Below are 24,919 nucleotides of genomic sequence, written 5' to 3'. Positions count from 1 at the left end.
CGGCGGCCGGTGCGCCGGGTCAGCGGAGCTCTTCGCGCTCCCGGCGCACGGTCACCTTGCGGCCCTTGATGGTCGCGCCGCGCAGGGCGGTGATCACCTGCTGGGCCGAGCCGTCGGGGACCTCGACCAGCGAGAAGCGGTCGGCGATCTCGATCGCGCCGATCTCGCGGCCGTTGAGGCGGGCCTCGCCGGCGATCGCGCCGACCAGGTCCTGCGGCCGGATGCCCGCGCTGCGGCCCGCGCCGACGAACAGCCGGGTCATCCCGGCGGTGGGGCGGCGCGGTTTGCGCTCGCGCCGGGGCTCGCCGCCGGGGCGGCGGTCGCCGCGCGGCACGACCTCGGGGATCTCCTCCTCGTCGGCCGCCGCCCCGCTCGCCTCGTGCGCGAGCTTGACCGCGGCGAGCGCGACCTCCATCACGTCGAACTCGTCGGCCAGCGTCTCGACCACGACCCGGAAGCCCTCCAGGTCGTCCTCCAGCAGGCTCTCGTGCAACGCCGCGCGGGTCAGCTCCAGCCGCCGGGCCCGCAGGTCGGCGATGGTGGGCACCTTCTCCACCTGGATGCGCTGCTTGGTGACCCGCTCGATGGTCTTGAGCATCCCGTGCTCGCGCGGCTCGGCCAGCGTGATGGCGACGCCCTCGCGCCCCGCCCGGCCGACCCGGCCGATGCGGTGCACGTAGGACTCCGGCGCGGAGGGCACGTTGTAGTTCACGACGTGCGTGAGCTGCTCGACGTCCAGGCCGCGCGCGGCGACGTCGGTGGCCACCAGCAGGTCGGCGGTGCCGTTGCGCAGCCGGGCCATCACCCGGTCGCGCTGCTCCTGGCTGATGCCGCCGTGCAGCGACTCGGCCCGGTAGCCGCGCCCGTTGAGGGTCTCGGTGAGCTGGTCGACCTCGTCGCGGGTGCGGCAGAACACGATCGCGGCGGTGGGGGCCTCGACGTCGAGCACGCGGCCGAGCGCGGCGGGCTTGTGGGCGCGCGGCACGACGTAGGCGCTCTGCCGCACGCGCGGGGCCTCGCCGGGCTCGGGCTGCTCGCGGCTGATGGTGATGCGCACCGGGTCGGTCAGGTGCTGCCGGGCCAGTCGGTCGATGCGGCCGGGCATGGTGGCCGAGAACAGCACGGTCTGCCGCTGCTCCGGGGCCTCGGCCAGGATCGCGTCGAGGTCCTCGGCGAATCCCATGTCGAGCATCTCGTCGGCCTCGTCGAGGACGACGACCTCCAGCTGCTCCAGCTTCAGGGTGCCCCGGTTGAGGTGGTCCACGGCCCGGCCGGGCGTGGCCACGACGACGTCCACGCCCTGCTCCAGCACGCGGAGCTGCCGCCCGATCGGCTGGCCGCCGTAGATCGGCAGCACCCGCGCGCCGAGGTCGCGGCCGTAGCGGTGCACGGCCTCGGACACCTGGACGGCCAGTTCCCGGGTCGGGACCAGCACCAGGGCGAACGGCGCGCGCTCGGTGCGCCCGCCCTCGACCAGGCGTTGCAGCACGGGCAGGGCGAACGCGGCGGTCTTGCCGGTTCCGGTGGCCGCCTGGCCGAGCAGGTCGCGCCCGCCGGTGAGCGGCGGGATGGCCTCCCGCTGGATGGGGGTGGGTTCTTCGTAGCCGAGTCCGGAGAGCGCCCGCAGCAGCTCGGGGCGGAGCCCGAGGTCGGCGAAGCTGGTCCTGTCGTCGTCGGGCGCGTCGGCGGTCATGGCGTCAAGTCTCGCTGATCGCCCCGGAACCGCTCGGCGAGGGGTACGCCGAAGCCCGCCCGCCGGCACCGTGATCCCGGTCACCGCATTCGTCTCCCGGGCCTGCCGGCTTTTTCCGGTGGGCGGTGCGGGTGGCGGCGCGGATTTCCCCGGTGGGGCGGTGGTCGACTGTCGATGCCGGTTCGGCGAATGCCCGGTGAACGCCCGGGAGCGGGTCGGGGGCAATCTGCCGGTTGAATCCGAAAAAATATCGTGTTCCGCTCTAATGCAAACCCCGGTGGAATTTCTTCGGCCTGGGTGGGGGACGGGGTCGGAACGGGCCGTGGCACCTCCGGGAACATCGTGATCGACTACGGGGAACAGTGCGGTCCGGCGCTATACCGCGCCTATACTCCCGCGCTTCACGCGCGCGAGGGCGGGTATGCCTCCAAGCCTGTCGAGACGCACCACCGAGCGTGACGTTCGGGTCGCCGAAGGTGTGATGACCGGACTGGTGTGACGACCTGCGGCCGAGAGCGCCGACCGCCTGAAGTCGGACAACAGTGCTCGTCAGACGGGTTTGAGACCGGTGTGGGACGGGAAGCACCGGCTCGCGGGGCACGGTCGGGCGACGGTGGCCGTACGTACCCGGAACGACCGTCTCACCCAAGCCGCCCCTGCGCGCGGCGGGCACCCGGAGGCGCGTGCTGCGCCGTTCGGCCGCATACCTCCGGGGTGTTCCCCGAGCGGTCCAAATGATATTTCCCCCCGTCGAGCCGGGCTGGGCAACATGTCAACGCTTTAGCTGGGGGATTTCGGGGCTCACCGCCCCCGGCCGAGCGTGCTCCGCATCGTCCAGTGGCTGGGGGTCATGACCATGCAGGTGCAGATTCTCGGTGCTGTCGCGCTCTCGCACGAGGATCGCCGGATGGGTGTCGCGGCCCGCCAGGTGCGCACCCTCCTGGCGCTGCTGGCGCTTTCACCGGGGAGCCCGGTCCCGTTCGACCAGTTGGTCGAGGAATTGTGGGCCGGTAAACAGATGGGAAACGCGCGCAACGCGCTCCAGGCCAACGTGGTGCGGCTGCGCAAACTGCTGGAGCAGTTCACCGACCGGCCCGGTGACGGGCTGCTGCGCACGGTGAGCAGCGGCTACCTGCTCGACGTGCCCGCCGACGCGGTGGACGCGCACCTGTTCCGCGACCTCGCCGACCGGGGCTCCGACCGGGTGCACACCCGCCCCGACGAGGCCATCGAGCTGCTGGAGCGGGCGCTGCGGCTGTGGCGCGGCCCGGCCCTGTTCGACGTGAGCGACGGCCTGCGGTTCCGGATCGAGGCCGCCCGCCTGGACGAGCGCCGGCTCAGCGCCCGGGAGGACCTGATCGCCGCCAAGCTGGCCAACGGCGAGGACCGGGGCGTGGTCTCCGAGCTCAAGCAGCTCGCCGCCGAGTACCCGGAGCGCGAGCGGTTCAGCGAGCAGCTCATGGTCGCGCTCTACCGCAACGGCCGGCAGACCGAGGCGCTGGACGTGTTCCACCACACCCGCCGCCGCCTGGCCAGCGAACTGGGGCTGGAGCCCGGCCGCGCGATGCGCCGGCTCTACCAGGCGATCCTCGTCCACGACCAGGTCTTGCTGTAGGAGGGGAAGCGAAGTGCTGGAGTTCCGGGTCCTGGGGCCGGTCGAGGTCCACCACGACGGTGCCGAGGTGCCGCTCGACGGCTCCAAGCCGCGCACCGTGCTGACGGCGCTGCTGCTCGCCGACAACGGCGCGGTGTCCGACGCGCAGATGAGCGACTTCCTGTGGGGGCAGCACCCGCCCGCGACCTACAACGCGCAGATCTACACCTACGTCTCGCGGCTGCGCAAAACCCTCCGCCGGGAAGTCGGCATCACCCGCCGCTCGCGCGGCTACGAATTGCGGCCGACGTCCTGTTCGTTCGACCTCAGGGAATTCGAGGAACAGGCCGCGCAGGGCCAGGCCGCGCTCGCCGCGAACCGCTACGAGGACGCCGCCCGGCTGCTGCGCGGCGCGTTGCGGCTGTGGCGGGGGCCGGCGCTCACCGGGGTGTCCGAGCACCTGTCCGACGCCGAGGCGCCCCGCCTGGAGGAGGCCCGGATCGCGGCCCTGGAGAGCCGCATCGAAGCCGACCTGGCGCTGGGCGGGCACGCCCGGCTGCTGCCCGAGCTGACCCGGCTGGTGCACCAGCACCCGCTCCAGGAGCGGTTCCGCGCCCAGCTCATGACCACCTTCTACCGCTGCGACCGGCAGGCCGACGCGCTGTCCCTGTACGAGGAGGGCCGCCGGATGCTGGCCGACGAGCTCGGCATCGACCCCGGCTCGCTGCTGCGCGAGGTGCACCTGGCGATCCTCACCGCCGACCCGGTGCTCCAGGGGCCCCGGCGGATCGCCGTATAGGTCGCCGCATAGGCCGGATATAGCCACCGAAAGCACGCTGGGAAACGAAGCGGAATCCCGTGTGCTTGGAGGCCCAAGGTGACCAGTTCGGTGAGCATCGACGCGGACGGCAAGGCGAAGATCAAGGAGATCGTGTCGGAAATCCTGGAGATCGACGCCGAGGAGATGACCGACACCAGCCTGTTCAAGGAGGACCACGACGCCGACTCGCTGGGCGCGATCGAGATCCTGTCCGCCCTGGAGCGCACGTTCGGCGTCGAGATCGACCAGGCCGAGCTGACCCGCATGGTCAACCTCGAAGGCGTCATCGCCGTCGTCGCCGAAGCCCAGGCCGCCAAGTAGGCCGCGGCGCGGGCGCTGGGAGGACACGATGCGCGACGGAGGGCGGCAGCCGCGCCGGGTGGTGGTCACGGGACTGGGCGTGGTCACCAGCATCGGCATCGGCGTCAGCGAGTTCCTGGCCGGCCTGCGCGAGGGCCGCAGCGGCGTCAAGCCGATCACCTCGTTCGACACCACGGGCTTCGGCCACGCCAACGGCTGCGAGGTCGCCGACTTCGACCCGGCGGCGTGGCTGGAGCGGGTCGACCCGGCGGAGCTGGGGCGGGCGAGCCAGTTCTCCGCCGCCGCGGCGCGGATGGCCGTCGCCGACGCGGGGATGGCCCTGGACGAGCTGCGCGGCAAGCGGGCGCTGGTGTCGGTCGGCACGACCGACGCCGAGTCCCGCGACCTGGACAATTTGGTCGCCGACCAGCTCCGGGACGGCCCGGCGTCGTGGGACCCGGTGGTGGCCCGCCGGTCGACGGCCGGCCGGCTGTCCTCCAGCGTGGTGCGCGAGCTGGAGCTGACCGACGTCGAGGCGGTCACCATCCCGACCGCGTGCGCGGCGGGCAACTACGCCATCGGCTACGGCTTCGACGCCATCCGCGCGGGCGAGGTCGAGGTGGCGCTGTGCGGCGGCGCGGACGCGGTGTGCCGCAAGACGTTCACCGGCTTCTACCGGCTGGGCACCATCGCCCCGGAGGTCTGCCAGCCGTTCGAGAAGGACCGCAAGGGCATCCTGACCGGCGAGGGCGCGGGCATCCTGGTGATGGAGTCGCTGGAGTCGGCGCTGGCCCGGGGCGCGCGGATCTACGCCGAGGTGCTGGGCTACGGCCTCAACTGCGACGCCAACCACCCGGTGGCACCCGACCGCGACTCGCTGGCCCGCTGCATCGAGCTGGCGCACCGCAGCGCGGGCGTCAAACCGGAGGACGTGGACTTCATCTCGGCCCACGGCACCGGCACCAAGGCCAACGACGTCACCGAGTCCGGCGCGATCCGGCAGGTGTTCGAGACGCCGCCGCCGGTGGTGTCGATCAAGTCGATGCTCGGGCACTCCATGGGCGCGGCGAGCGCGCTGGCGTCGGCGGCGTGCGCGCTGGCCATCCAGGAGGGGTTCATCCCGCCCACGATCAACCACCGCGAGACCGACCCGGAGTGCGGCGTGGACTGCGTGCCGAACGCGGCCCGGCCGGCGAGCCTGGACGTGGTGCAGAACAACGCGCTGGCGTTCGCGGGCAACAACGCGGTGCTGATCCTGGGCCGGTACCGGGACCACCCCTGATGGCACCGGCGGACCACCGGGCGCTGTTCCTGCACGGGCTCGCGGGCAAGGCGGCGGTGTGGCAGCCGATCGCCGCCGCGCTGCCCGGCGGGGTCGCCGCCGACGCGCCGGAGCTGCCGTGGCACGGCACGGCCGACCCGGCGTGGGCGCACCGGCCCGACCCGGGCCGCCACCTGGTGGCCGCGGTGCGCGACGACCACGACGTCGTGGTGGCGCACTCGATGGCGGCGATGCTGCTGGTCGAGGCGTACGCCGGCGGACGGCTCCGGCCGCGCCCGACCGTGCTGCTGTGCCCGTTCTACCGACCGGACCCGGCCGACTTCGACTGGCCGACGATCTCCTACTACCTCACCGAGTTCCACCGCACGTTCTCCGAGGCACTCCGGGTCGGCGAGACGGCCCGCTTCCCGGAGGCCCGCCGCGAGTGGCTGGCCCGGTCGCTGCGCGACCAGGTCGGCCCCTACGGCTGGACGCGGTGGTTCGAGACCTACCTGCGCACCCCGTTCCTCGACCTGGCCGCGATCGGCGCCCCGGTCCTGGTGGTCAGCGGCGTGGACGACGTCGCCGCCCGACCGGAGGACGGCCGCGCGCTGGCCAAAGCACTGCCCCGCGCCCGGTTCGAGCTGCTCGACGGGTGCGGCCACTTCCCGATGATCGAACGGCCCGACCGGCTCGCGGCACTGGTCCGCGACTTCTTCGAGGAAAGCCTGGAGTTGACGTGACGACCACCTCCGTTTCGCTGCGCCCCCGCTACGAGGGCTCGAACATCTGCACCTGGATCGGCTTCAAGCACGTCAACTACCTGGTCGAGGAAGCCGTGCTGGACCACCTGCGGCAGAGCGGGTTCCCGGCCGGTCAGCTCTACGAGCGCTTCGGGCTGTGCACCGACCTGGTCGACCTGGACACGAAGATCCTGACCGCGTTCCACATCGACGATTTGGCGCAGGCGACCGTGTCGCGGGTCGCCGAGGACGAGGGGCCGCTCAAGCTGCTCGTGGAGCTGACCGTCGAGCGCGACGGCAAGACCGTGAAGGCGGTCAAGTCCAAGGTCTCCGTGGCGTTCCGGCTCGACCCGCACGGCTTCGACGCCGAGCCGGTGCCCGCCGCGCTCGCCCCGCACGTGGTGGCGCGCATCGGCGGCGGGGCCGAGACGATCGCGGTCGGCGACGGCGACCCGCTGGACGTGCTCACCGCCGGGCGCAACGCGTTCGCGTGGGCGTGGCGCATCCCGTACTTCTACTGCCACTTCACCGAGCGCGTGCAGATGTCGGGCTACCTGCGCCAGATGGAGGAGATCCTCGACCTGTTCGTGGAGGACCGGGGCGCGTCCATCAAGACCCTGCTCGACGAGCAGAACTGGATCCCGGTGGTGCCGCACTCGCGGATCACCTTCACCGACGAGGCGAACATGGAGGAGACCCTCTACACGGTGTTCACCGTGGAGGAGGTCTTCAAGAAGTTCACCTTCACCGCGCGGATGGACTGCTACGTGCTGCGCGACGGCGCGCTGGTGCGCACCGCCACCGGCCGGATCACCCACGGCTGGGCGGTGATCGAGAACCGCAAGGACTGGAGCCTGGTGAACTTCGACGACCGGCTCATCGGCGCCATCACCGGCAAGGCGGGCTCGCTGTCCGGCCGGGGCGCGCTGTGACTGCCGCGCCCGGCCACGCGGTGACGACCGCCGAGGCCGCACCGGACGCGCTGGTCCTCTCGGCGTGGTCGGCGATCTCGCCCTTCGGGGTCGGCGGCGCGGCCTTCGCCGAGGGGGTGCGGGCGGGCGCCTCGGCGCTCGCCCCGTCCGACGGCCCGTTCCCGTCGGCGGCCCTGGTGCCCGACTTCAGCGCGCAGGAGGCGCTGGGCCGCAAGGGGACCCGCTCGATGGACCGGGTCACGGCGCTGGCCGTGAGCACGGTCGGCCGGCTGCTGGAGGAGTGCGGGCCGCAGCTGCTCGCCCAGCCGGACCGGGTCGGTGTCGTGCTGGGCACCGGCTCGGGCAGCGTGCAGTCCATCATGGACTTCACCAAGGACGCGCTGACCGGTGACAAGCCCTACCACGTCGACCCCGCGCTGTTCCCGAACACGGTGATGAACCGGGCCGCCGGGCAGAGCGCGATCTGGCACCGGATCAAGGGCCCCAACACGACCATCGCCGGCGGCGCGCTGACCGGCCTGCTCGCGCTGAGCTACGCCACCAGGCTGCTGCGCGGCGGGCACTGCGACGGCGTGCTGGTCGGCGCGGCCGAGGAGTACTCGGCGCAGCGGGCCTGGCTGGAGTGGCGCGGCAGCGAGGGTGCCGCCGCGCCGCTGGGCGAGGGCGGCGCGGTCTTCCTGCTGGAGCCCGAGCGCGCGGCCTCGGCCGCCGGCCGCCCGGTGCTGGCCCGGCCGCTGGCCACCCGGTTCCGGGGGTTCTTCGACCCCGCCGGCGCCGGCGAGGCGTTGACCGCCTGCGTGCGCTCCGCGCTGGCCGACGCCGGGGTGGCCGCCGACGACATCGCGTTCGTCTCCACCGACGGCGCCCAGGAGGACGCGGTCGCCGCGGCGCTGGGCCGCACGCCCGAGTGGCTGCGGTGCGCGCCGCTGGTCGGCGACACGTCCGCCGCCTCGGCGAGCTTCCAGCTCGCGGCGGCGCTGGCCACCGGCCGGTCCGGGCACGCCCTGGTGACCGGGGTCGAGCCCGACGGCACGGTCGGCTGCACGGTGCTGGGGCTGCCATGACCACGACGACGCCCACCGCCGCGGCCCCGGTGCCCGGCACGGTCTCCGCCCTGGTGCACGTCGACCCGGCGGACCCGGTGTTCGCCGGGCACTACCCCGGGTTCCCGATCCTGCCGGGGCTGTTCGTGGTCGAGCACGTGCGGGCGGCGCTGCGCGAGCACGTGCCGGGGATGCGCGTGGTCGCGCTGGACCGGGCCAAGTTCCTGCGCCCGGTGTTCCCCGGCGACGACCTCGCCATCGAGGTCGTGCTGACCCGCGAGGAGGACCGGGTGCGCTGCGCGGCCACCGCGTCCACGGCGGCCGGCCCGGTCGCCGAGTTCAAGCTCCGGCTGGGGGTGGTGGCGTGACCGGCCTCGACGCGATCCGGCGGACCATCCCGCACCGGTATCCCGTGCTGCTGGTCGACCGGGTGACCGAGGTGGAACCCGGCCGGCGGATCGTCGCGCTCAAGGCCGTGAGCGGGCGGGAGCCCTGCTACGCGGACGGCAGCGAGCAGGCGTACCCGGTCGGGCTGCTGCTGGAGTCGTGGGCGCAGGCCGCCGTGCTGCTCACCCGGTGGGAGAACCCCAACCCGGACGTGCTGGCGGACAAGGTCGAGCTGATCACCGGCCTGCGGGACGTGGCGCTGCACGCCGAGGTGTTCCCCGGCGACGTGGTCGAGCACCACGTGCGGCTGGTCCGCGAGGTCGACGACGCGGCCATCCTCGCCGGGCACGCCCTGGTCGCGGGGCGCGTGGTGCTGGAGGTCGGATCGTTCACGATGGCGCGGCGCGGCGTCGAGGCGCTGCGCCCGGAGGGAGTGGCATGAGGCGCGTGGCACTGGTCACCGGCGGGTCCCGGGGCATCGGGCACCGGGTGGTGACCCGGCTGGCCCACGACGGGTACGACGTCGCGTTCTGCTACCAGGCCAACAAGGACGCGGCCGACGTGGTGGCGAAGGAGGCCGAGGCGGCGGGTGCCGCCGTGTTCACCGCGCAGGTCGACGTGGCCGAGAAGGGTGAGGTCGACCGGTTCGTCAAGGACACCGAGAAGGAACTCGGGCCGCTGCACGCCGTCGTGTCGTGCGCGGGCATCGTCCGCGACAACCCGCTGGTGCTGTTGAAGGAGGACGACTGGCAGCGCGTGCTGCGGGTCAACCTGGACGGCACGTACCACGTGTGCAAGGCCGCCGCGTTCGCCATGATGAAGCGCAAGGCCGGTTCGCTGGTCACGCTGTCGTCCGTGGCGGGCGTCTACGGCAACGCCGCCCAGACGAACTACTCCGCGTCCAAGGCCGGGATCATCGGGTTCAGCAAGGCGCTGTCCAAAGAGGTCGGCAAGTACGGCATCCGGGTCAACGCGGTCGCGCCCGGCTTCATCGCCACGGACATGGTCTCCGGGCTCGGCGACGACTTCGCGGCGAAGATGACCGCGCAGATCCCGCTGGGGCGCTTCGGCCGGCCCGAGGAGGTCGCGGACCTGGTCGGGTTCCTGGTGTCGGACCGGGCGTCCTACGTCACCGGCCAGGTGTTCGGCGTCGACGGCGGCCTGGTGATCTGAGTGGGCAAGCGGCCGAAGTTCTACTTCTCCCTGCGCAGCCCGTACTCGTGGCTCGCGCTGCACGACCTGCTGCGCGACGCGCCGGACGTGGCCGACGCGGTCGACTGGGCCCCGTTCTGGGAGCCGGACGAGCGCAACGACGAGGCGTTGCGGGCGCGCGGCGAGCAGTTCCCGTACGTGGCGATGTCCCGCGCCAAGCACCTCTACATCCTCCAGGACGTGGCCCGGCTCGCCGCCGCGCGCGGGCTGTCGGTGACCTGGCCGGTGGACCGCGAGCCGGTGTGGGAGGTGCCGCACCTGGGGTACCTGGTCGCGGAGCGGGCGGGCCTGGGCCGCGAGTACATCTCCGAGGTGTGCTCGGCGCGCTGGCGGCACGGGCTGGACATCTGCGACCGGGCGACCGTCGCGGGCATCGCGTCGCGGCTCGGCCTGGACGCCGACGAGGTGGCCGGCGCGAGCGACGACCCGGAGCTGCGGGCGCGAGGCGTGGAGCTGCTGGTGGACCTCTGCCGCGACGGCGTGTTCGGCGTGCCGTTCTTCGTGCACCGGTTCACCCGCTTCTGGGGCGTGGACCGGCTGCCGGAGTTCGTCGCCCACGTCCGCTCGAAGCTCGCCCCGGCGGGGGCGCTGCCCGAGCCGGTGGCGGCGCACCCCGACTCCTCGGAGGCCGGTCACGCGGGCGGCTGCGGCTGACCCGCGCCGGGGTGGCACGGCCGGTGCCGCCCCGGGCCGCGCGCCCCTCGGGGGTGAATCGGTTCATCTACGCTGGCCTCGACCACGAGGAGGCGTCATGACCGACCTGCGCTGGGGTGTGCTCGGCTCCACGGCGTCCATCAGCAGGCAGGTGGCACCCGCGATCCACCGCGCGCCCGGCAACGCCGTGACGGCGGTCGCGGGCCGGCCCGGTCGGGTGGAGGCGTCGACGGCGTTCGCCGCGCCGTTCGGGGCGCGCGTGCACGACGGTTTCGCCGCCCTGCTCGCCGACGACGAGGTCGACGCCGTCTACATCGCCCTGCCCAACAGCGAGCACGTGCCGTGGACGGTGCGCGCTCTCGACGCGGGCAAGCACGTGCTGTGCGAGAAGCCGATGGCGCTCTCCGCCGCCGACGTGGACCGGGTCGCGGCGGCGGCCGGCGACCGCACGGTCATGGAGGCGTACATGTACCGCTTCCACCCGCAGCAGCGGCGCGTGGTCGAGCTGCTCGCCGGCGGTGAGGTCGGCGAGCTGCGGGTGGTCCGCGCCGCGTTCGCGCACCCGATGGCACCCGGCGGCATCCAGTACGACCCGGCGCTGGGCGGCGGCGCGACCTGGGACGTCGGCTGCTACGGGTTCGACACGGCGCTGTGGGCCTTCGGCCGGGCCCCGCAGGCCGTCCGCGCCCGCTTCCACGCCGAGGGCGGCGCGGCCGTCGACACCACCGGCACGGCCGTGCTGGACTTCGGCGCGGGCCGCTCGGCGCTGGTCGACTACGGCTTCGACTACGGCCCGCGCTCCCGCTACGAGCTCCAGGGCACGCGCGGCTCGATCTCCGTGCGCAACGCGTGGGTGTACTCCGACGAGGAGTGCGTGATCACCGTGGCGACCCTGGACGGCACCCGCGAGGAGGTGCTGCCGCCGGCGGACCCCTACCAGCACCAGGTCGAGGCGTTCCACGAGGCGGTGCGCACCGGCACGCCCCCGCTGGTGTCCCTGGCCGACTCGCGGCGCACCGCCCGGGTGGGCGAGGCGCTGGTCGAGTCGGCCAGGACGGACACCGAGGTGCGGCTCAGCTGAGCGTCGCCGCCGCCTCCACGGGCGGCGTGCGCAGCACGTGCGCGGTGGACAGCAGGGTGGACAGCAGGGTGAGGCCGCCCGCCGCGCCGACGATCGTCAGGTAGATCCCGACCGGACCGCTCGGCCACCAGGAGCCGTCCATGGCCAGCGCGAACGGGACCAGCGTCACCAGGGACACGATCCCGCCGAGCAGCACGCCGCCCACCGTCACCACCACCGCCTCCACGCCGACCATCCGCAGGATCTGGCCGTGGGTGGCACCGAGCAGGCGTTGCAGCGCGAACTCCCGCCGCCGCTCGCCGGTCGCTATCACCAGGGTGTTCACCAGCGAGATCACCGTGTAGGCCAGGATCATGCCGACCAGCAGGTAGTTCACCCACGCGCCGGTCTGCTCGCCGCCACCGCCGCCGGCGGACAGCTCCTCCGGGTCGGCCACCCGCAGGCCGGGGTCGCGGGCGGTGAGCGCGGCCAGCCCGTCCGCGTCGCCCTTGACCAGCACCGAGCCGATCCGGCCGCCGTTGGCGTGCCGCAGCACCAGGTCTACCGGCATGAGCGCGGACTCGTAGCTCCCGCTGTGCACCGCGACCACCTGGACGCGCACGACCTGCCGGTCGCCCATCCTCATCTCGACGGCGCTCCCGACGGAGGCGCCCAGCTCGTCGGCCCGGTTCTTCGGCAGCACGACCGCGTCGCCGCGCAGGTCGTCGAGCGACCCCTCGGCGACCGGCACGCTCAGCGTGCGCGCCACCGCGCCCGGCGTGACGCCCAGGACGGTGACCTCGTCGTCGCCGTCGCCGTGCTCGGGGAAGTACGCCTCGGTGTCCACCAGCGCGGAGGCCGCCTCGACGCCGGGCAGCGCGGCGACCTCGGCGACCAGGCCGGCGGGCAGCGCGCCCGACGAGCCGGTGACCACCGCGTCCGCCGTCAGGTTGTCGGCGAAGCCGCCGGACCCGCCCTCCTGGGTGGTCTGGAGGTAGATCAGCGCGGTGGCCAGGCCGGTGGCCAGCATGACCGGCGTGATCGCGCCGGCCACCCGCACCCGCCGCGCGCCCGCGTTGAGCACCGCCAGGTACCCGGCGAGCCCGCCGACGGCCCGGATCGGCCGGCGCAGCAGCGCGATGACGACCTTGGCGGCGGCGGGGGAGAGCAGCGCGATGCCCGACGCCCACAGCATGGCGGTGGGACCGGCCGTGGACGCGGCGACCGGGCCGGACATCACCAGCGCGGTGACGATGCTCAGCGCGGTGCCGCCGGCCAGGCACAGCAGCGCGAAGACCAGTCGCGGCACGGAGAACCAGCGGGTCTGGAGGCTCGCCTCCATGAGCGCCTCGGTGGGTTTGGTGACCGCCGCGCCCCGGCCGGCGACGAACGCCGCGACCAGCGCGCTGAGCAGCGAGATGCCCGCGCCGGCCGCGACGGGCACCCAGCCCTGCCGGTAGGCGAGTTGCGCCGGCGCGACACCGGCGCCGGCGAGCTGGGTGAGCAGCCACTGCCCGAGGTGGCTGCTCAGCGGCCAGCCGAGCAGGGTGGCGAGCACCGCGACGAACGCCGTCTCGCCCAGCACCAGGCGGCGGAGCTGGCCCGGCGTCGAGCCGATCGCCCGCAGCAGCGCCATCTCGCGGTGCCGCTGCTGGACCGAGAGCCCGAGCGTGCCCGCCACGACGAACACCGCCACCATGATCGCCAGCCCGCCGAACACGGCCGCCAGCGTGATCACGCCCTCGCCCCCGCCCCGCGCGTCCGGGAACTCCGCGAGGCCGCGCTCGTCGCCGGCCAGGACCGCGACGCCCCGGCCGCCGACCGCGTCGACCAGCGCCGCGCGCACGGCGTCCGGCTCCGCGCCCGGTTCGAGCAGCACGCCGAGCAGGTCGACCCGGCCGGGCCGGCCGTAGAGCCGGCGGCCCTCGTCGTCGGCGAAGTACGCGGTGGCGGCGTCCACCGGGCCGGTCAGCAGGCCGACCACCCGGTACCGCCGGTCCTGGCCGGCGATGTCGAGCGCGACGTTCGCGCCGATCCCGGCGCCCAGGGCCGCGCCCGTCCCCGCGTCGAGCACGACCTCGTCGGCGGCCTCCGGCCCCCGGCCGGCGTCCAGCCGGTACGGCGTGAGCTCCAATGCGGACCACAGGTGCCCGGTCGCGTCGCCGGAGGGCAGCCGGACCGGGACCGACACGTCCGGCACGACCCGGGCCACGCCGGGTACGTCGGCCTTCGCCGCCACCGACTCGGCGACCGGCGGGCGCTCCAGGTAGGACGGGTCGCCCGCGACGAGCAGGGGCGCGGCGGCCAGGCGCTGCGGCAGGACGGCGTTGCGGATGCCGGACTCCATCAGGCCGCCGCACGCCATGACGATCGCGGCCCCGAGGAACAGGACGGTGAAGGACGCCGCGAACCCGCCGACGCGGAAGCGCAGCGTGCGCAGTGCGAGACCGAGCATCAGCGGACGCCGCCCGCCAGGTCGCCCGCCGGCACGTCGGCCCAGGCGCCGAGCTGGGTCATCCGCTCGCTGACCGCGTGCGCGGTCGGCGACGTCAGCTCGCCGGCGATCCGGCCGTCGGCGAGGAACACCACGCGGTCGGCGTGCGCGGCGGCCACCGGGTCGTGGGTCACGATCACCACGGACTGGCCGACCTCGCGCACCGCCTGCCGCAGCAGCGCGAGCACCTCCAGCGCGGTCCGGGTGTCCAGCGCGCCGGTGGGCTCGTCGCCGAAGACGACGGCGGGGCGGGTGATCAGCGCGCGGGCGATGGCCACCCGCTGCTGCTGGCCGCCGGACAGCTCGCCCGGCCGGTGCCCCTTCCGGTCGGACAGGCCCACCCGGGCGATGACGTCGTCCACCTCGGCCCGCGTCGCGCGCCGGCCCGCCAGGCGCAGCGGCAGTTGGACGTTCTCCACCACGGTGAGCGCGGGCAGCAGGTTGAAGGACTGGAAGACGAAGCCGATCCGCTCCCGGCGCAGCTCGGTCAGCGCGCGCTCGCCCAGGCCGGTGATGTCCTGCCCGTCGAGCACGACCGTGCCGGACGTCGGGCGGTCCAGGCCGGCCGCGCAGTGCAGGGCGGTGCTCTTGCCGGAACCCGACGGACCCATCACGGCGGTGAACGTGCCGCGCGCGATGCCGAGGGTGACTCCGTCAAGTGCGACGACGCCGTTGCGCTCATTGCCGTAGACCTTGCGGACCGAATGCAAGCGCACCACGTCGTCCGAGTCTTGATTCGGAGACATTTTCACGTTCTAGCTCCCCACGTGACCAATCGGGTGTGTACACGCGCGGGGAGACCATACGGACGAGTTCCGCGGCGCGGCACTGGTGCAGACCCCCCGATCCGCTCCGCGACGGGCCGGCGGAAGTCGCTGTCCCACAACGCCCCGAGACCGGATCGGCCGGTGTTCGCGGCATCTTAGCCACCGTTTCCATAATTCGTCCGCGCTCGCGGGAAGAATGCGCGGCCCGGTCGACCGCCGCGCGCGTCCGGGGAGGTGGGGTAGGTTGTAACGGTCACCCGGGCACCGCCGAGAAACCTCGGTGAATACCGGTCGGAACGGCCGCACAACGCTCCGCGCGTGAACCCCGAGAACCGACGCGAAGGGGTTGGACAACCATGCACCTGGAGATCCGGCACGCGCGGGTGGTGATGACGCTCGCCGAAGCGGGCAGCATCTCGAAGGCCGCCGCCAAGCTGTCGCTGCCGCAGCCGAGCCTCACCGCCCAACTGCGGCGGATCGAGAAGGCGGTCGGCGGCGACCTGTTCGTCCGGTCGGCCTTCGGCATCACGCCCACCCCGCTGGGCGAGCGGCTGATCCCCATGCTCGCCGACCTGGCCACCCGGGCCGACGCGGTGGTCGCGGAGGCGTCCTCGCTGTCGTCGGGCATCCTGCGGATCGGCAACGCCGAGTGGACCCCGGTGACGCTGCGCCGCGCCCTCCAGTCGTCGCTGCCCTCGGTCGAGGTGCAGACGGTCACCCTGGACCCGGCCCTCGGCGTCGACGCGGTGAGCCGGGGCGAGCTGACCGCCGCGCTGGTGCCCAGCCCGGAGGCCGTGGACGGCGTGCGGGACCTGGACCCGTCGCTGGCCAAGGAGGTCATCGTGCGCGAGCCGATCTGGCTGGCGCTGCCGCGCGACCACGCGCTGGCCCGGCGGACTACGGTGAGCCGAAGGCACATGGTGTCGCTGAGCTGGGTGCAGCACGTGCCCGGCCACTGGTTCCACCCGGTCGAGGAGCACCTGTTCCGCAAGCTGGACCACCCCACGCCCGAGGTCCTGCACTACGCGGGCGGGCACGCCGAGGCGATGAGCTGGGTCCGCGACGCCGGCGCGGCGGCCCTGGCGACCCCGACCGGGTCGACCGCCGACGTCAGCCTGGTGGCGGTGACCGAGCCCCTGCGCAGCCGGCTGCTGCTGGTGTGGCGGCCGGGCTCGATCCACCCGAACACCCTGCGCCAGCTCATCGACGCCCTGCGCCGGTACTACTGCGACTACGCGCGCACCATCCCGCGCTACTGGAACTGGATGACCGAGCGCCCCACCGACTTCCCGGAGCTGGCGAACTTCCTGCCCCGCCCCAGCCGCTGGTGGCCGCGCGACCCGAGCCCCGAACCGCCGGCCGCCCCGACCTCCCGCAGCGCGCCGGGCTGAGCCCGTCCGGCACCGGTCGCGCCCGGCCCGGTTCTATCTTCTTTCTATAGCGAAACCACCGGTCAGCGCCTTGTCAGCCCGGTGTCAGCGGCCCCCGCGAACCTGGTCCCCGCAACGGTGGGACAGGTCGAGCGAGGAGGTCGCACATGACGGCGTTGGTGGCGGTGTCGAGTCACCTGCCGGAGACGGTGGCCGTCGCGGACCTGCAGGAGCCGCTGGGGCTGGACGACCAGCAGGTGCGCCGGTTCACCCGGCTCTACGGCCTCGACCGGATCTGCCAGTCGCCGCTGTCGGAGTCCGAGCTGCTCGTCGCCGCAGCCGGGAAGCTCGACGCGCTGCGCGGCAGGGAGGACCGGGTCCGGTACGTGATCCGGGCCAAGGGGATGCGCACCACCGCGCCCTACCCGGTCAGCCCGGTGCACGAGGTGCGCGAGGCGCTCGGCCTGCGGCACGCGCAGGTGCTCGCCGTCGCCGACCACGGCTGCGCCACCGGGCTGCTGGCGGTGGACGTGGCGGGCACCCTGCTCGCCGCCGACGGCGACCCGGACGCGCTGGCCCTGATCCTGGCGGGCGACAAGACGTTCACCCCGTTCACCCAGTGGGTCCAGGACACCTCGATCATGGGCGAGGGCATGGCCGCGGTCCTGGTCGCGCCGGACGGCGACCGGGACCTGGTGCGCGGCTACGCCAGCCGCATCCACGGCCGGACCGACGGCGTCATCGACCTCACCCCGGAGATCGCCAAGCACGCCCGCCGGATCTACCAGGACGCGCTGGCCGAGGTGGTCGGCGCGGCCACCGAGGAGGCGGGCATCGGCGTCCCGGACCTCGACCTGGTGCTGCCGCACAACGTCAACCGGGTGTCGTGGACCGTCGCGGCGAAGAACCTCGGCCTGCCCAACGACCGGTTCTTCCTGGACAACCTGCCGGCCACCGGCCACTGCTTCTGCGCCGACCCGTTCATCAACTACCAGACGGTGACCGAGCTGGGGCTGCTCAAGCCCGGCGACAAGTACCTGATGACCGCCGCCGGCCTCGGGCAGACCTTCGCCGCCATGGTCCTGGAGCACTGACGTGGACGACTTCACCGACCGGCTCAAGACCGCGCTGCTCGGCACCGCCGACGGCTCGCTGGCGTTCCTCGGCAACTTCGAGGTCGAGGAGCGCTGGGCGCTCGGCGAGCACACCCTGCCCCGGCTGTCCGCCGCCGGCGGCACGGCCGTGGTCAACCACATGGACGAGTTCGCGCTGCTGCTCGCCTCCGGCGACGACCACGTCGTGCTCAAGGCCGCGCCCGACCCGGACTTCCTGGCCTACCTGCGGGAGCTGGGCGTCGACCTGCCGACCGTGCACGTGGTCGCGGGCTCCGACCCCGGCCGCACGGTCACCGCCGACGCGCTGGCCGACCCGGTGCTGGTCGCCCGGCTGCGCGAGCTGGCCGCCCGGGGCGTCCGGCTGACCGCGCACGGCGTGTCCGACGTGGAGGAGGACCTCGCCCGCGCCGCCGGGATGCCGCTGGCCGCGCCGGACTCCGCGACCTGCAAGGCGGTCAACAGCAAGGTGTACAGCCGCCGCGCGGCCGACGAGCTGGGGCTGCGCCAGCCCGCCGGCTGGGCGTGCGAGACCGTGGACGAGCTGCGCGCGGCCTTCGACGGCGCGCGCGCCCTGGTCGCGGCCGGGCACAAGGTGGTCGTGAAGGAGGCGTTCGGCGTCTCCGGCAAGGGCATCGCCGTGCTGGAGAGCGACCGCCGGATGGACCGCCTGCTGGGCATGATCGCCAAGGCGGTCGACAGGTCCGGGCAGCCCCGGGTGGCCTTCGTGGTGGAGGACTGGGTCGCCAAGCGCACCGACCTCAACTACCAGTTCACCGTGGCCCGCGACGGCGGCGTGCGGTTCGACTTCGTCAAGGAGTTGCACACCGAGGGCGGAGTCCACAAAGGACACCGGATGCCCGCGCGGCTGTCCCCGGCGCAGCTCGCCGAACTGGCCGACACCGCGCAGCGGCTGGGCAAGAAGCTCGCCTCGGACGGCTACTTCGGCGTGGTCGGCGTGGACGCCATGGTCGACCCCGACGACGGGCTGTACCCGGTAGTGGAGATCAACGCGCGCCACAACATGTCCACCTACCAGGCCCGCGTGCAGGACCGGTTCGTCGGTGAGGGGCAGATCGCGCTCGCCCGGCACTACCCGGTGCGGCTGACCCGGCGGCTGCCCTTCGCCGAGGTCCGCTCCCTGCTCGACGGCCTGCTGCTGGACCGCGCCGGCGGCACCGGCCTGCTGGTCAACAACTTCGCCACGGTGAACGCCGGCCACCGCGCCGCCACGACGTTCGACGGGCGGCTCTACGGCCTGCTCGTCGGCCCGTCGGACGAGTCGGTCGCGGCCGTGGACGACGAGATCACCGCCCGATTGGAGGCACGGTCGTGACGCGCGAGTTCCAGGTCCAGGGCATCGGCATCACCGAGATCGCCGAGCAGCACGGCACCCCGCTCTACCTCTACGACGGCGACGAGCTGGCGTCGCGCGTGGACGGGCTGAAGGCGGCGCTGCACCCGCGGCTGGAGTTCTTCTTCTCGATGAAGTCGAACCCGAACATCGGCGTGCTGTCCGTGCTGCACGCGCACGGCGCGCGGGCCGAGGTGTCGTCGATGGTCGAACTGGTCACGGCGCTGCGCGCGGGCGTGGACCCGGCCGACATCATCTTCCTCGGGCCGGGCAAGAGCGAGCAGGAGCTGCGCGCCTGCCTGGACCACGGCATCTACGCCATCGTCTGCGAGTCGCTGGGCGAGCTGGCGGTGATCGACCGGTTCGCCGCCGAGCGGGGCGTGCGCGCGTCGGTGGCGCTGCGGGTCAACCCGAGCTTCTCGGTCAAGGGCTCCGGGCTGACCATGGGCGGCAAGCCGCGCCAGTTCGGCATCGACGAGCAGCAGCTGTTCGCCACCGACGACCTGGTGGCGCGGCACCCGCACACCCGGTTCCTCGGCGTGCAGGTCTACATGGGCACCCGCATCCTGTCCGAGGAGGCGATCGCCGAGAACACCGAGCGGATCTTCGAGCTGGCCGACCGGCTCGCCGCGCACCTGGGCATCCCGCTGGAGCTGGTCGACATCGGCGGCGGCCTGGGCGTGGCGTACTTCGACGGCGAGCGCGACCTCGACCTGGAGCTGCTGGCCGCGCGGGTCAACCCGGTGCTGGCCGAGTTCGCCGACCGGCACCCCGGCACCCGGATGGTGATGGAGCTGGGCCGCTACCTCACCGCGACCTGCGGCACGTACGTCGTGCGCGTCCGGTACGTCAAGGAGTCGATGGGGGAGCGGTTCGCCGTCGCGGACGGCGGCACCAACCACCACATGGCGGCCGTCGGCATCGGGTCGTTCGTGAAGCGGAACTTCCCGATGCGGGTGCTCAACCGGCTCGACGAGCCCGCCACGGAGAGCTGGCACGTCACCGGCCCGCTGTGCACCCCCAACGACACGCTCGGCAAGAAGGTCCAGCTCCCGCCCGTGCGGCCCGGCGACCTGGTCGGCGTGGAGCGGTCCGGTGCCTACGGGCCCACCGCGTCGCCCGTGCTGTTCCTCAGCCACGGCTACCCGGCCGAGGTGCTCGTGCACGGCGGCCGGGCCCACCTCGTGCGCTCGCGCGACGAGACCGAGGACCTGCTGCGCCACCAGCACCTGCCCGAACCCGCCCCCGTCGAAGCGGTCCCCGTCGCGGTCACCCCCGTCGTCGCCGCCGCCACCGCCATCACCGAAGGAAGCGCATCATGAGCGAATCCACCGCCGTCGCACCCCGCGAGCGGATCGTCGACGCGATCACCACCGTCCTGGCCCAGGTGCTGGACTACGAGCTGCCGGCGCTGACCGAGCAGTCGCGGCTGTTCGACGAGCTGGGCCTGGACTCGACCGGCGTCTTCGAGCTGCTGATGCAGCTGGAGGAGGCGCTGGAGGTCGAGTTCGACACGGACAACCTGGAGATGGCGCACTTCGAGACGGTCCGCTCGCTGGCCGACTTCGTCGCGGCGGAGATGGACCGCTAGGCCATGTACCGGACCACCGCACCGGTCCTCCGGCCGGGCGCACCCGCCGCCACCCTGGGCCTGGCCCGGGTGGTGCGCGCGGTCGGCGTGCCGGACGGGCGACTGGACGACGAGTTCTCGCTGCGCCACTTCACCGACCTGACCGCCGGGCACGCCGTGGCGGTGCGGCCGGACCTGCTGACCTCCGGCACCACGTTCACCGCGCTCACCCGCGCGCTGCACGAGCGGCTGGAGCCGCTGGCCGGCCCGGTCGACGTGGCGATCATCGCGCACGCCACCCCGGACCTGGACTGCCGGCTGGCCGCCGCGACCTACCTGTCCGAGGCGCTGCCCGACGGCCCGCTGTCCTTCTCGGTGTCCGACGTCGGCGCGTGCGCGCCGTTCGCCGCGATCCGGCTGGCCCGCGACTACGCCGCGCGGCACGGCTACCGGCGGGCGCTGGTGGTGGTCGCCGACCAGGCGACGCTGCCCTACGACGTCGCGGACCGCCCGGCCGGCGACGCGGGCGTGGCGCTGCTGCTGGAAGCCGGCGCGACCCCGCTGACCCTGGCGCACCGGACGGGTGTGACCGGGCGGGACCTGCCCGGCGCGCTGGCGTCGGCGCTGGCGGGGGTCGACGAGCGGACCCCGGTCGTGGTCGGGGCGGGCGTCGACCCGGCGCTGGTGGCGACCGGCGGCCCGGTGCGGACCGCGCGGGCCGGCTACCCGTGCACGGCGCTGTGGGACGGGCTGGCCGACTCGCTGGAGCCCGTCGTGCTGGTCGAGCACGACCCGGTGACCGGCGACCTCGGCGTGGCGTCGGTGGGTGGGACGTCGTGACCACGTCCGTCCGCGTCGGCGCGGAGGGCCTGGCGCGCTGCCACCGCGCCGCCCGTGACGAGGGCCTCGCCCCCGCGCTGACCGCGTTGCGCGCCCTGGTGCTGCCCGGCCTGCTGCCGTGCGGGCCCGGCGGGCACGCGGTCGTGGCGCAGGAGGTCGCGGCGGGCGCGCAGCGGGTGTGGCTGGACGGCGTGACCGCGCGCCGCTCGTCCGCCGAGGAGTCCACTGTGGACTCCCTCGACCTGCCCGGCGGCACGGTCGTGCTGCTGCGCCACGGGATCGGCGAGCGCGGAGCGGACGTGCACGCCGAGCAGCGGGCGTCCTGGCAGCTCGGCCTGGTGTGGTTGCGGCTGGGGCTGTCCGAGGCGCTGCGCGAGACCTGCATGCGCTACCTCAACGGCCGGCGGACCGGGTCCACGACGCTGTTGCAGCAGCAGATGGTCAAGTCGACGGTGGCCGACGGGCTGATCGAGCACCTGGAGGTGCGCGCGGTGCTGACCGGCGTGGACGCGGGCGAGCTGCCCGACGTCGTCCTGGCCCACCTGCACGCCCGGATCACCTCGGCCGACCGGTGGCTGGTCAACCTGCTCGGCGCCGGCGGCTACCTGACCGGCGGCCCCGGCCAGGCGGCCCACGTGTCCGAGCTGGTCGCCGAGGCGTACGTGCGGGCGGAGTCGTGACCGCCCTGGACGGCCGCCTGGTGGCGCTGCGCGACCAGGTGCGCGAGTGGGGCGGCGACTTCCGCCGGCTCGGCCTGGCGCTGGACCGCGACCCGGAGCTGATCCGGCGGCACTTCGACCTGCCCGCCGTGCGCTACCTGTCCACCATGGGCATCCCGCCGGAGTACGGCCACGTGCCGATCCCGATCGGCGGCAACCGCTTCTACGGCACGCTGGCGCTGGAGCGGGCCATCATCATGGAGGAGCTGGCCTGCGCCGACGTCGGGATGCTGGTCGCCTCGCCCGGACCGCTGCTGGCCGGCGTCCTGGTCGACCTGCTGGCCGACGACGCGCAGAAGGAGTGGTTCTACGGCCGGATGCTGGAAGCCCCGCTGTGGACGTTCTTCGCCCTGACCGAACCCGACCGGGGTTCCGACGCGGGCGCGCTCACCACCACCCTCACCCCGGTCGAGGGCGGCGGCGTGCTGTCGGGCGAGAAGCGGTACGTGGGCAACGCGTGCCGCGCGCAGCTCGGCGTCGTGTTCGCCCGGGTCGGCTCGGGCCCGCTGGGCATCAACGCGGTGCTCGTGGAGACGCCCGCCGACGGGTTCAAGGCCGAGGCGCTGGAGACCATCGGGTTGCGCGGCGCGCGGATCAGCGCGATCACGCTGGACGGCGTGCACGTGCCGGCGGAGCGCTTCGTCGGTCGCCACCTGTCGCCGTCGAGGCGCGGCATGTGGGCGTTCGTGCAGACGTTCAACCTGCTGCGGCCCGGCGTCGCGGCGATCGCGCTGGGCATCGCCCGCGCGGCGCACGAGTACGTCGCGGACAACCGCACCACCCTGCGCCCCGACGAGCGCGACCGCCTCGACGTGCTGGGCCGCCGCATCGAGGCCGCCCGCGCCCTGGTGCACCTGGCGGCCCGCGCGGTCGACGCCCGCACCAGCGACGGCTACCTGGCGTCGGCGGCCAAGGCGAGGGCCGCGCAACTGGCGATGGACGCGACCCGCGAGGCGTGCGGGTTCTTCGGCGTCGGGGCCAGGTTCGACCACCCGCACCTGGACAAGCTGGTGCGCGACGCGCGCGGCCTGGAGTTCATCGAGGGCACGTCGAACATGCAGAAGCTGAACCTGTTCCAGGGCCTGTTCACCGGCAAGCTGGACCGCGACGACCCGTTCCGGGTGACCGTCGGCAGCTGACGCGACCGCGCCGGAGCACCGCCGGACGGGCAGTGGTGTCGTGACGACGTGGGAGGCCCCGCCGGGGGAGAGGTGGCCGGCGGGGCCGTTCGGGGCACGGCGCGTGAGGGTCACCGCCCGTGGAGTTGTTTCAGGTACTCGTAGGTCGACGGCAGGGTCGCCAGCAGCTCCTCCTGCTTCCGCTTGATGTCGGCGAAGACGGCCTCCGCCGAGTCGAGCACCTCCGGCCGGGCCGCGAGGGCCGGCAGGGTGTGGTCGGGCAGGCGGTCCAGGCCGGCGAAGATGCAGTAGTAGTTCGAGTTGTTCCAGAAGTTGCGGAACTCCGCGTCGAAGTTCGCGTAGTACGTCGACTCGTCGGTGATCGGCATGTTCACCGCCAGGCCGGCCCGGTACATCCGGACCTTCTCGCGGAAGTCGTCCGCGAGCTCCAGCTCCTTGCACGCCCGCCAGAACGCCGTGTCGTCGCGCGGCGCGAAGCTGAAGTGGCCCTGAACGAAGTCCCGCGAGTCGTCGAACATCGTCTCGATCTCGGCGTTGAAGCGGTCGGTCAGGACCGGGTCGAAGTTCTTGTCCGGGAAGTGCTTCGCCAACTGGTGGAGCGCCGCGTAGACGAAGTAGATGCCGGTCGACTCCAGGGGTTCCAGGAAGCAGGACGCCAGGCCGATCGACACCACGTTGCGCACCCACGCCCGCCGGTTGCGGCCGACGCGGAACCCGATGTGGTTGAGCGGCTGGGTCTCCGGGTCCAGGCCCCACATGGCGCAGAACTCGCGCGTGGCGTCGTCCCGGGTCTGGAAGCGGGAGGAGAACACGTAACCGGTGCCGAAGCGGCCGAGCATCGGGATCTTCCACGACCAGCCCGACGACATGGCGATCGCGCCGGTGTAGGGCTCGACGCCGTCGGCCTCGTCGTCGTGCGGGACCTGGGTGGCGACGGCGCTGTCGTTGAGCAGGTGGTCGCCCATGTCCAGGAACGGTTCCCGCATGGCCTGGTTGATCAGCAGGCCCCGGAACCCGGAGCAGTCGACGAACAGGTCGCCCTCGACGGTGCGGCCGGACTCGGTCCGCAGCGCCGTCACGTGGCCGCGCTGGTCGATCACCGCCCCGGTCATCGTGTCCTCGACGTGCGCCGCGCCCTGCTTGGTGGTGGCGAAGCGCCGCAGGAAGTCGGCGACCAGGTTCGCGTCGAAGTGCCAGGCGTAGTTGGTCCACCGGGTGCCGTCCAGGAACCGGGGCGAGAGGTTCCGGTCCATGATCGGGGGTTCGCGGTAGCAGGCGTAGTCGAACGGCTCGTCGGTCCGGCCGGCGAGCTTCTTGTGCGCCCAGTAGTGCGACAGCGGCTGGTTGCCGTGGTTGGGCAGCAGCCCGAACAGGTGGTAGAAGTGGTCGACCGAGCCGCCGAGCGGCCGTGCGGTCGCCTGACCCGGGCCCGGGGTGCGCCAGTTGGTGAACTTGATGCCCATCTTGAAACTGGCGTTGCACTCGCGCATCCACTCCTCCTCGGCGATGCCGAGGAAGTCGAAGAACGTCTTGTGCAGGTTCGGCACGGTCGCCTCGCCCACGCCGATCTTCGGGATGGCCGGCGCCTCCAGCACGGTGATGGTCACGGCGGGGCCCAGGGCTTTGCCGAGGTACGACGCGGCCATCCAGCCGGCCGTGCCGCCGCCGAGCACGACGACTTTCCTGATCCTGTGGTCTGCCATCGGGGAAATGCCTCCCGTCATGATCACGACAAAGGGCGCGGAACGACGTCCGCCGTGCACCGCGCGAGTGTCGACGGTGATCGGTGAAAATGATCTGGTATCAATTTGTCGAATTCGGGTGGGTCGGAACCCTAGGCACGTCCCGGCGAGGC

The 24,919-nt window shown here is 73.3% G+C and carries 24 protein-coding genes; 20 read left to right on the top strand and 4 right to left on the bottom strand.

Features of this window, described 5'->3' with window-relative positions:
- Positions 1-19 precede the first annotated feature (19 nt).
- Positions 20-1,693, bottom strand: coding sequence for a DEAD/DEAH box helicase (locus tag AB0I60_RS13405; RefSeq protein WP_360728992.1), 1,674 nt, complete (start codon positions 1,691-1,693; stop codon positions 20-22).
- An 856-nt stretch (positions 1,694-2,549) separates the two neighbouring features.
- On the opposite strand from AB0I60_RS13405, the gene AB0I60_RS13400 reads away from it, so the two are divergent.
- The 12 genes from AB0I60_RS13400 to AB0I60_RS13345 all read left to right on the top strand — a co-directional run bounded on the left by AB0I60_RS13400 (position 2,550) and on the right by AB0I60_RS13345 (position 11,720).
- A complete protein-coding gene (locus AB0I60_RS13400; protein WP_360728989.1) occupies positions 2,550-3,308 on the top strand; it encodes an AfsR/SARP family transcriptional regulator in 759 nt (252 codons plus the stop codon).
- Between the two features lie 13 nt (positions 3,309-3,321).
- Complete coding sequence (locus tag AB0I60_RS13395) at positions 3,322-4,086, top strand: AfsR/SARP family transcriptional regulator (protein WP_360728986.1); 765 nt, start codon at positions 3,322-3,324, stop codon at positions 4,084-4,086.
- Positions 4,087-4,176: 90 nt separating this feature from the next.
- Entirely contained in the window at positions 4,177-4,428 is a 252-nt protein-coding gene (locus AB0I60_RS13390) for an acyl carrier protein (protein ID WP_360728983.1), read from the top strand.
- Between the two features lie 28 nt (positions 4,429-4,456).
- A complete protein-coding gene (locus AB0I60_RS13385; RefSeq protein WP_360728980.1) occupies positions 4,457-5,689 on the top strand; it encodes a beta-ketoacyl-[acyl-carrier-protein] synthase family protein in 1,233 nt (410 codons plus the stop codon).
- On the top strand, positions 5,689-6,411 hold the full coding sequence (locus AB0I60_RS13380) for an alpha/beta hydrolase (protein WP_360728978.1): 723 nt from the start codon (positions 5,689-5,691) through the stop codon (positions 6,409-6,411). Before AB0I60_RS13385 ends, AB0I60_RS13380 begins: the two co-directional genes overlap by 1 nt.
- Positions 6,408-7,343 (top strand): hypothetical protein, encoded by a 936-nt coding sequence (locus tag AB0I60_RS13375; RefSeq protein WP_360728975.1) that lies wholly within the window; start codon positions 6,408-6,410, stop codon positions 7,341-7,343. The genes AB0I60_RS13380 and AB0I60_RS13375 overlap by 4 nt, the downstream gene beginning before the upstream one ends.
- Positions 7,340-8,407 (top strand): beta-ketoacyl synthase N-terminal-like domain-containing protein, encoded by a 1,068-nt coding sequence (locus AB0I60_RS13370; protein WP_360728972.1) that lies wholly within the window; start codon positions 7,340-7,342, stop codon positions 8,405-8,407. Before AB0I60_RS13375 ends, AB0I60_RS13370 begins: the two co-directional genes overlap by 4 nt.
- Complete coding sequence (locus tag AB0I60_RS13365) at positions 8,404-8,754, top strand: hypothetical protein (protein ID WP_360728970.1); 351 nt, start codon at positions 8,404-8,406, stop codon at positions 8,752-8,754. Before AB0I60_RS13370 ends, AB0I60_RS13365 begins: the two co-directional genes overlap by 4 nt.
- Complete coding sequence (locus AB0I60_RS13360; RefSeq protein WP_360728967.1) at positions 8,751-9,215, top strand: 3-hydroxyacyl-ACP dehydratase; 465 nt, start codon at positions 8,751-8,753, stop codon at positions 9,213-9,215. Before AB0I60_RS13365 ends, AB0I60_RS13360 begins: the two co-directional genes overlap by 4 nt.
- Entirely contained in the window at positions 9,212-9,946 is a 735-nt protein-coding gene (gene fabG, locus AB0I60_RS13355) for a 3-oxoacyl-ACP reductase FabG (RefSeq protein WP_360728964.1), read from the top strand. Before AB0I60_RS13360 ends, fabG begins: the two co-directional genes overlap by 4 nt.
- Positions 9,947-10,639 (top strand): DsbA family protein, encoded by a 693-nt coding sequence (locus AB0I60_RS13350; RefSeq protein ID WP_360728961.1) that lies wholly within the window; start codon positions 9,947-9,949, stop codon positions 10,637-10,639.
- Positions 10,640-10,736: 97 nt separating this feature from the next.
- A complete protein-coding gene (locus AB0I60_RS13345) occupies positions 10,737-11,720 on the top strand; it encodes a Gfo/Idh/MocA family oxidoreductase (RefSeq protein ID WP_360728959.1) in 984 nt (327 codons plus the stop codon).
- On the opposite strand, the gene AB0I60_RS13340 is transcribed toward AB0I60_RS13345, so the two are convergent.
- On the bottom strand, positions 11,713-14,154 hold the full coding sequence (locus AB0I60_RS13340) for an FtsX-like permease family protein (protein WP_360728956.1): 2,442 nt from the start codon (positions 14,152-14,154) through the stop codon (positions 11,713-11,715). The two genes, AB0I60_RS13345 and AB0I60_RS13340, sit on opposite strands and share 8 nt — an antisense overlap.
- Positions 14,154-14,939, bottom strand: a complete 786-nt coding sequence (locus AB0I60_RS13335; RefSeq protein ID WP_360728953.1) for an ABC transporter ATP-binding protein — start codon at positions 14,937-14,939, stop codon at positions 14,154-14,156. Before AB0I60_RS13335 ends, AB0I60_RS13340 begins: the two co-directional genes overlap by 1 nt.
- A gap of 377 nt (positions 14,940-15,316) precedes the next feature.
- Here AB0I60_RS13335 and AB0I60_RS13330 point away from each other — a divergent pair, with 377 nt between their 5' ends.
- From AB0I60_RS13330 to AB0I60_RS13295, 8 genes are all read left to right on the top strand, one after another.
- Positions 15,317-16,351 carry a LysR family transcriptional regulator gene (locus AB0I60_RS13330; protein WP_360728951.1) on the top strand — a complete coding sequence of 345 codons (1,035 nt, stop codon included), beginning with the start codon at positions 15,317-15,319 and terminating at the stop codon, positions 16,349-16,351.
- A gap of 146 nt (positions 16,352-16,497) precedes the next feature.
- Complete coding sequence (locus tag AB0I60_RS13325; RefSeq protein ID WP_360728949.1) at positions 16,498-17,424, top strand: 3-oxoacyl-[acyl-carrier-protein] synthase III C-terminal domain-containing protein; 927 nt, start codon at positions 16,498-16,500, stop codon at positions 17,422-17,424.
- Between the two features lies 1 nt (position 17,425).
- Positions 17,426-18,778, top strand: coding sequence for an ATP-grasp domain-containing protein (locus AB0I60_RS13320; RefSeq protein WP_360728946.1), 1,353 nt, complete (start codon positions 17,426-17,428; stop codon positions 18,776-18,778).
- Complete coding sequence (locus AB0I60_RS13315; protein ID WP_360728943.1) at positions 18,775-20,118, top strand: type III PLP-dependent enzyme; 1,344 nt, start codon at positions 18,775-18,777, stop codon at positions 20,116-20,118. Before AB0I60_RS13320 ends, AB0I60_RS13315 begins: the two co-directional genes overlap by 4 nt.
- On the top strand, positions 20,115-20,387 hold the full coding sequence (locus AB0I60_RS13310; RefSeq protein WP_360728940.1) for an acyl carrier protein: 273 nt from the start codon (positions 20,115-20,117) through the stop codon (positions 20,385-20,387). The genes AB0I60_RS13315 and AB0I60_RS13310 overlap by 4 nt, the downstream gene beginning before the upstream one ends.
- Before the next feature lie 3 nt (positions 20,388-20,390).
- Positions 20,391-21,206 (top strand): hypothetical protein, encoded by an 816-nt coding sequence (locus tag AB0I60_RS13305; protein ID WP_360728938.1) that lies wholly within the window; start codon positions 20,391-20,393, stop codon positions 21,204-21,206.
- Positions 21,203-21,886: a DUF2786 domain-containing protein gene (locus AB0I60_RS13300; protein WP_360728935.1), complete on the top strand. Its 684-nt coding sequence runs from the start codon at positions 21,203-21,205 to the stop codon at positions 21,884-21,886. Before AB0I60_RS13305 ends, AB0I60_RS13300 begins: the two co-directional genes overlap by 4 nt.
- The gene (locus tag AB0I60_RS13295) at positions 21,883-23,064 is read left to right on the top strand and encodes an acyl-CoA dehydrogenase family protein (protein WP_360728932.1); all 1,182 of its coding nucleotides are present in this window, start codon (positions 21,883-21,885) and stop codon (positions 23,062-23,064) included. Before AB0I60_RS13300 ends, AB0I60_RS13295 begins: the two co-directional genes overlap by 4 nt.
- A 110-nt stretch (positions 23,065-23,174) precedes the next feature.
- Here AB0I60_RS13295 and AB0I60_RS13290 read toward each other — a convergent pair whose 3' ends face one another.
- Positions 23,175-24,767, bottom strand: a complete 1,593-nt coding sequence (locus tag AB0I60_RS13290; RefSeq protein ID WP_360728931.1) for a tryptophan halogenase family protein — start codon at positions 24,765-24,767, stop codon at positions 23,175-23,177.
- Positions 24,768-24,919 lie beyond the last annotated feature (152 nt).

Source organism: Actinosynnema sp. NPDC050436 (assembly GCF_040655415.1).
In the GTDB taxonomy this organism is placed as follows: domain Bacteria; phylum Actinomycetota; class Actinomycetes; order Mycobacteriales; family Pseudonocardiaceae; genus Actinosynnema.
This window is presented reverse-complemented; position numbering and strand designations above follow the sequence as displayed.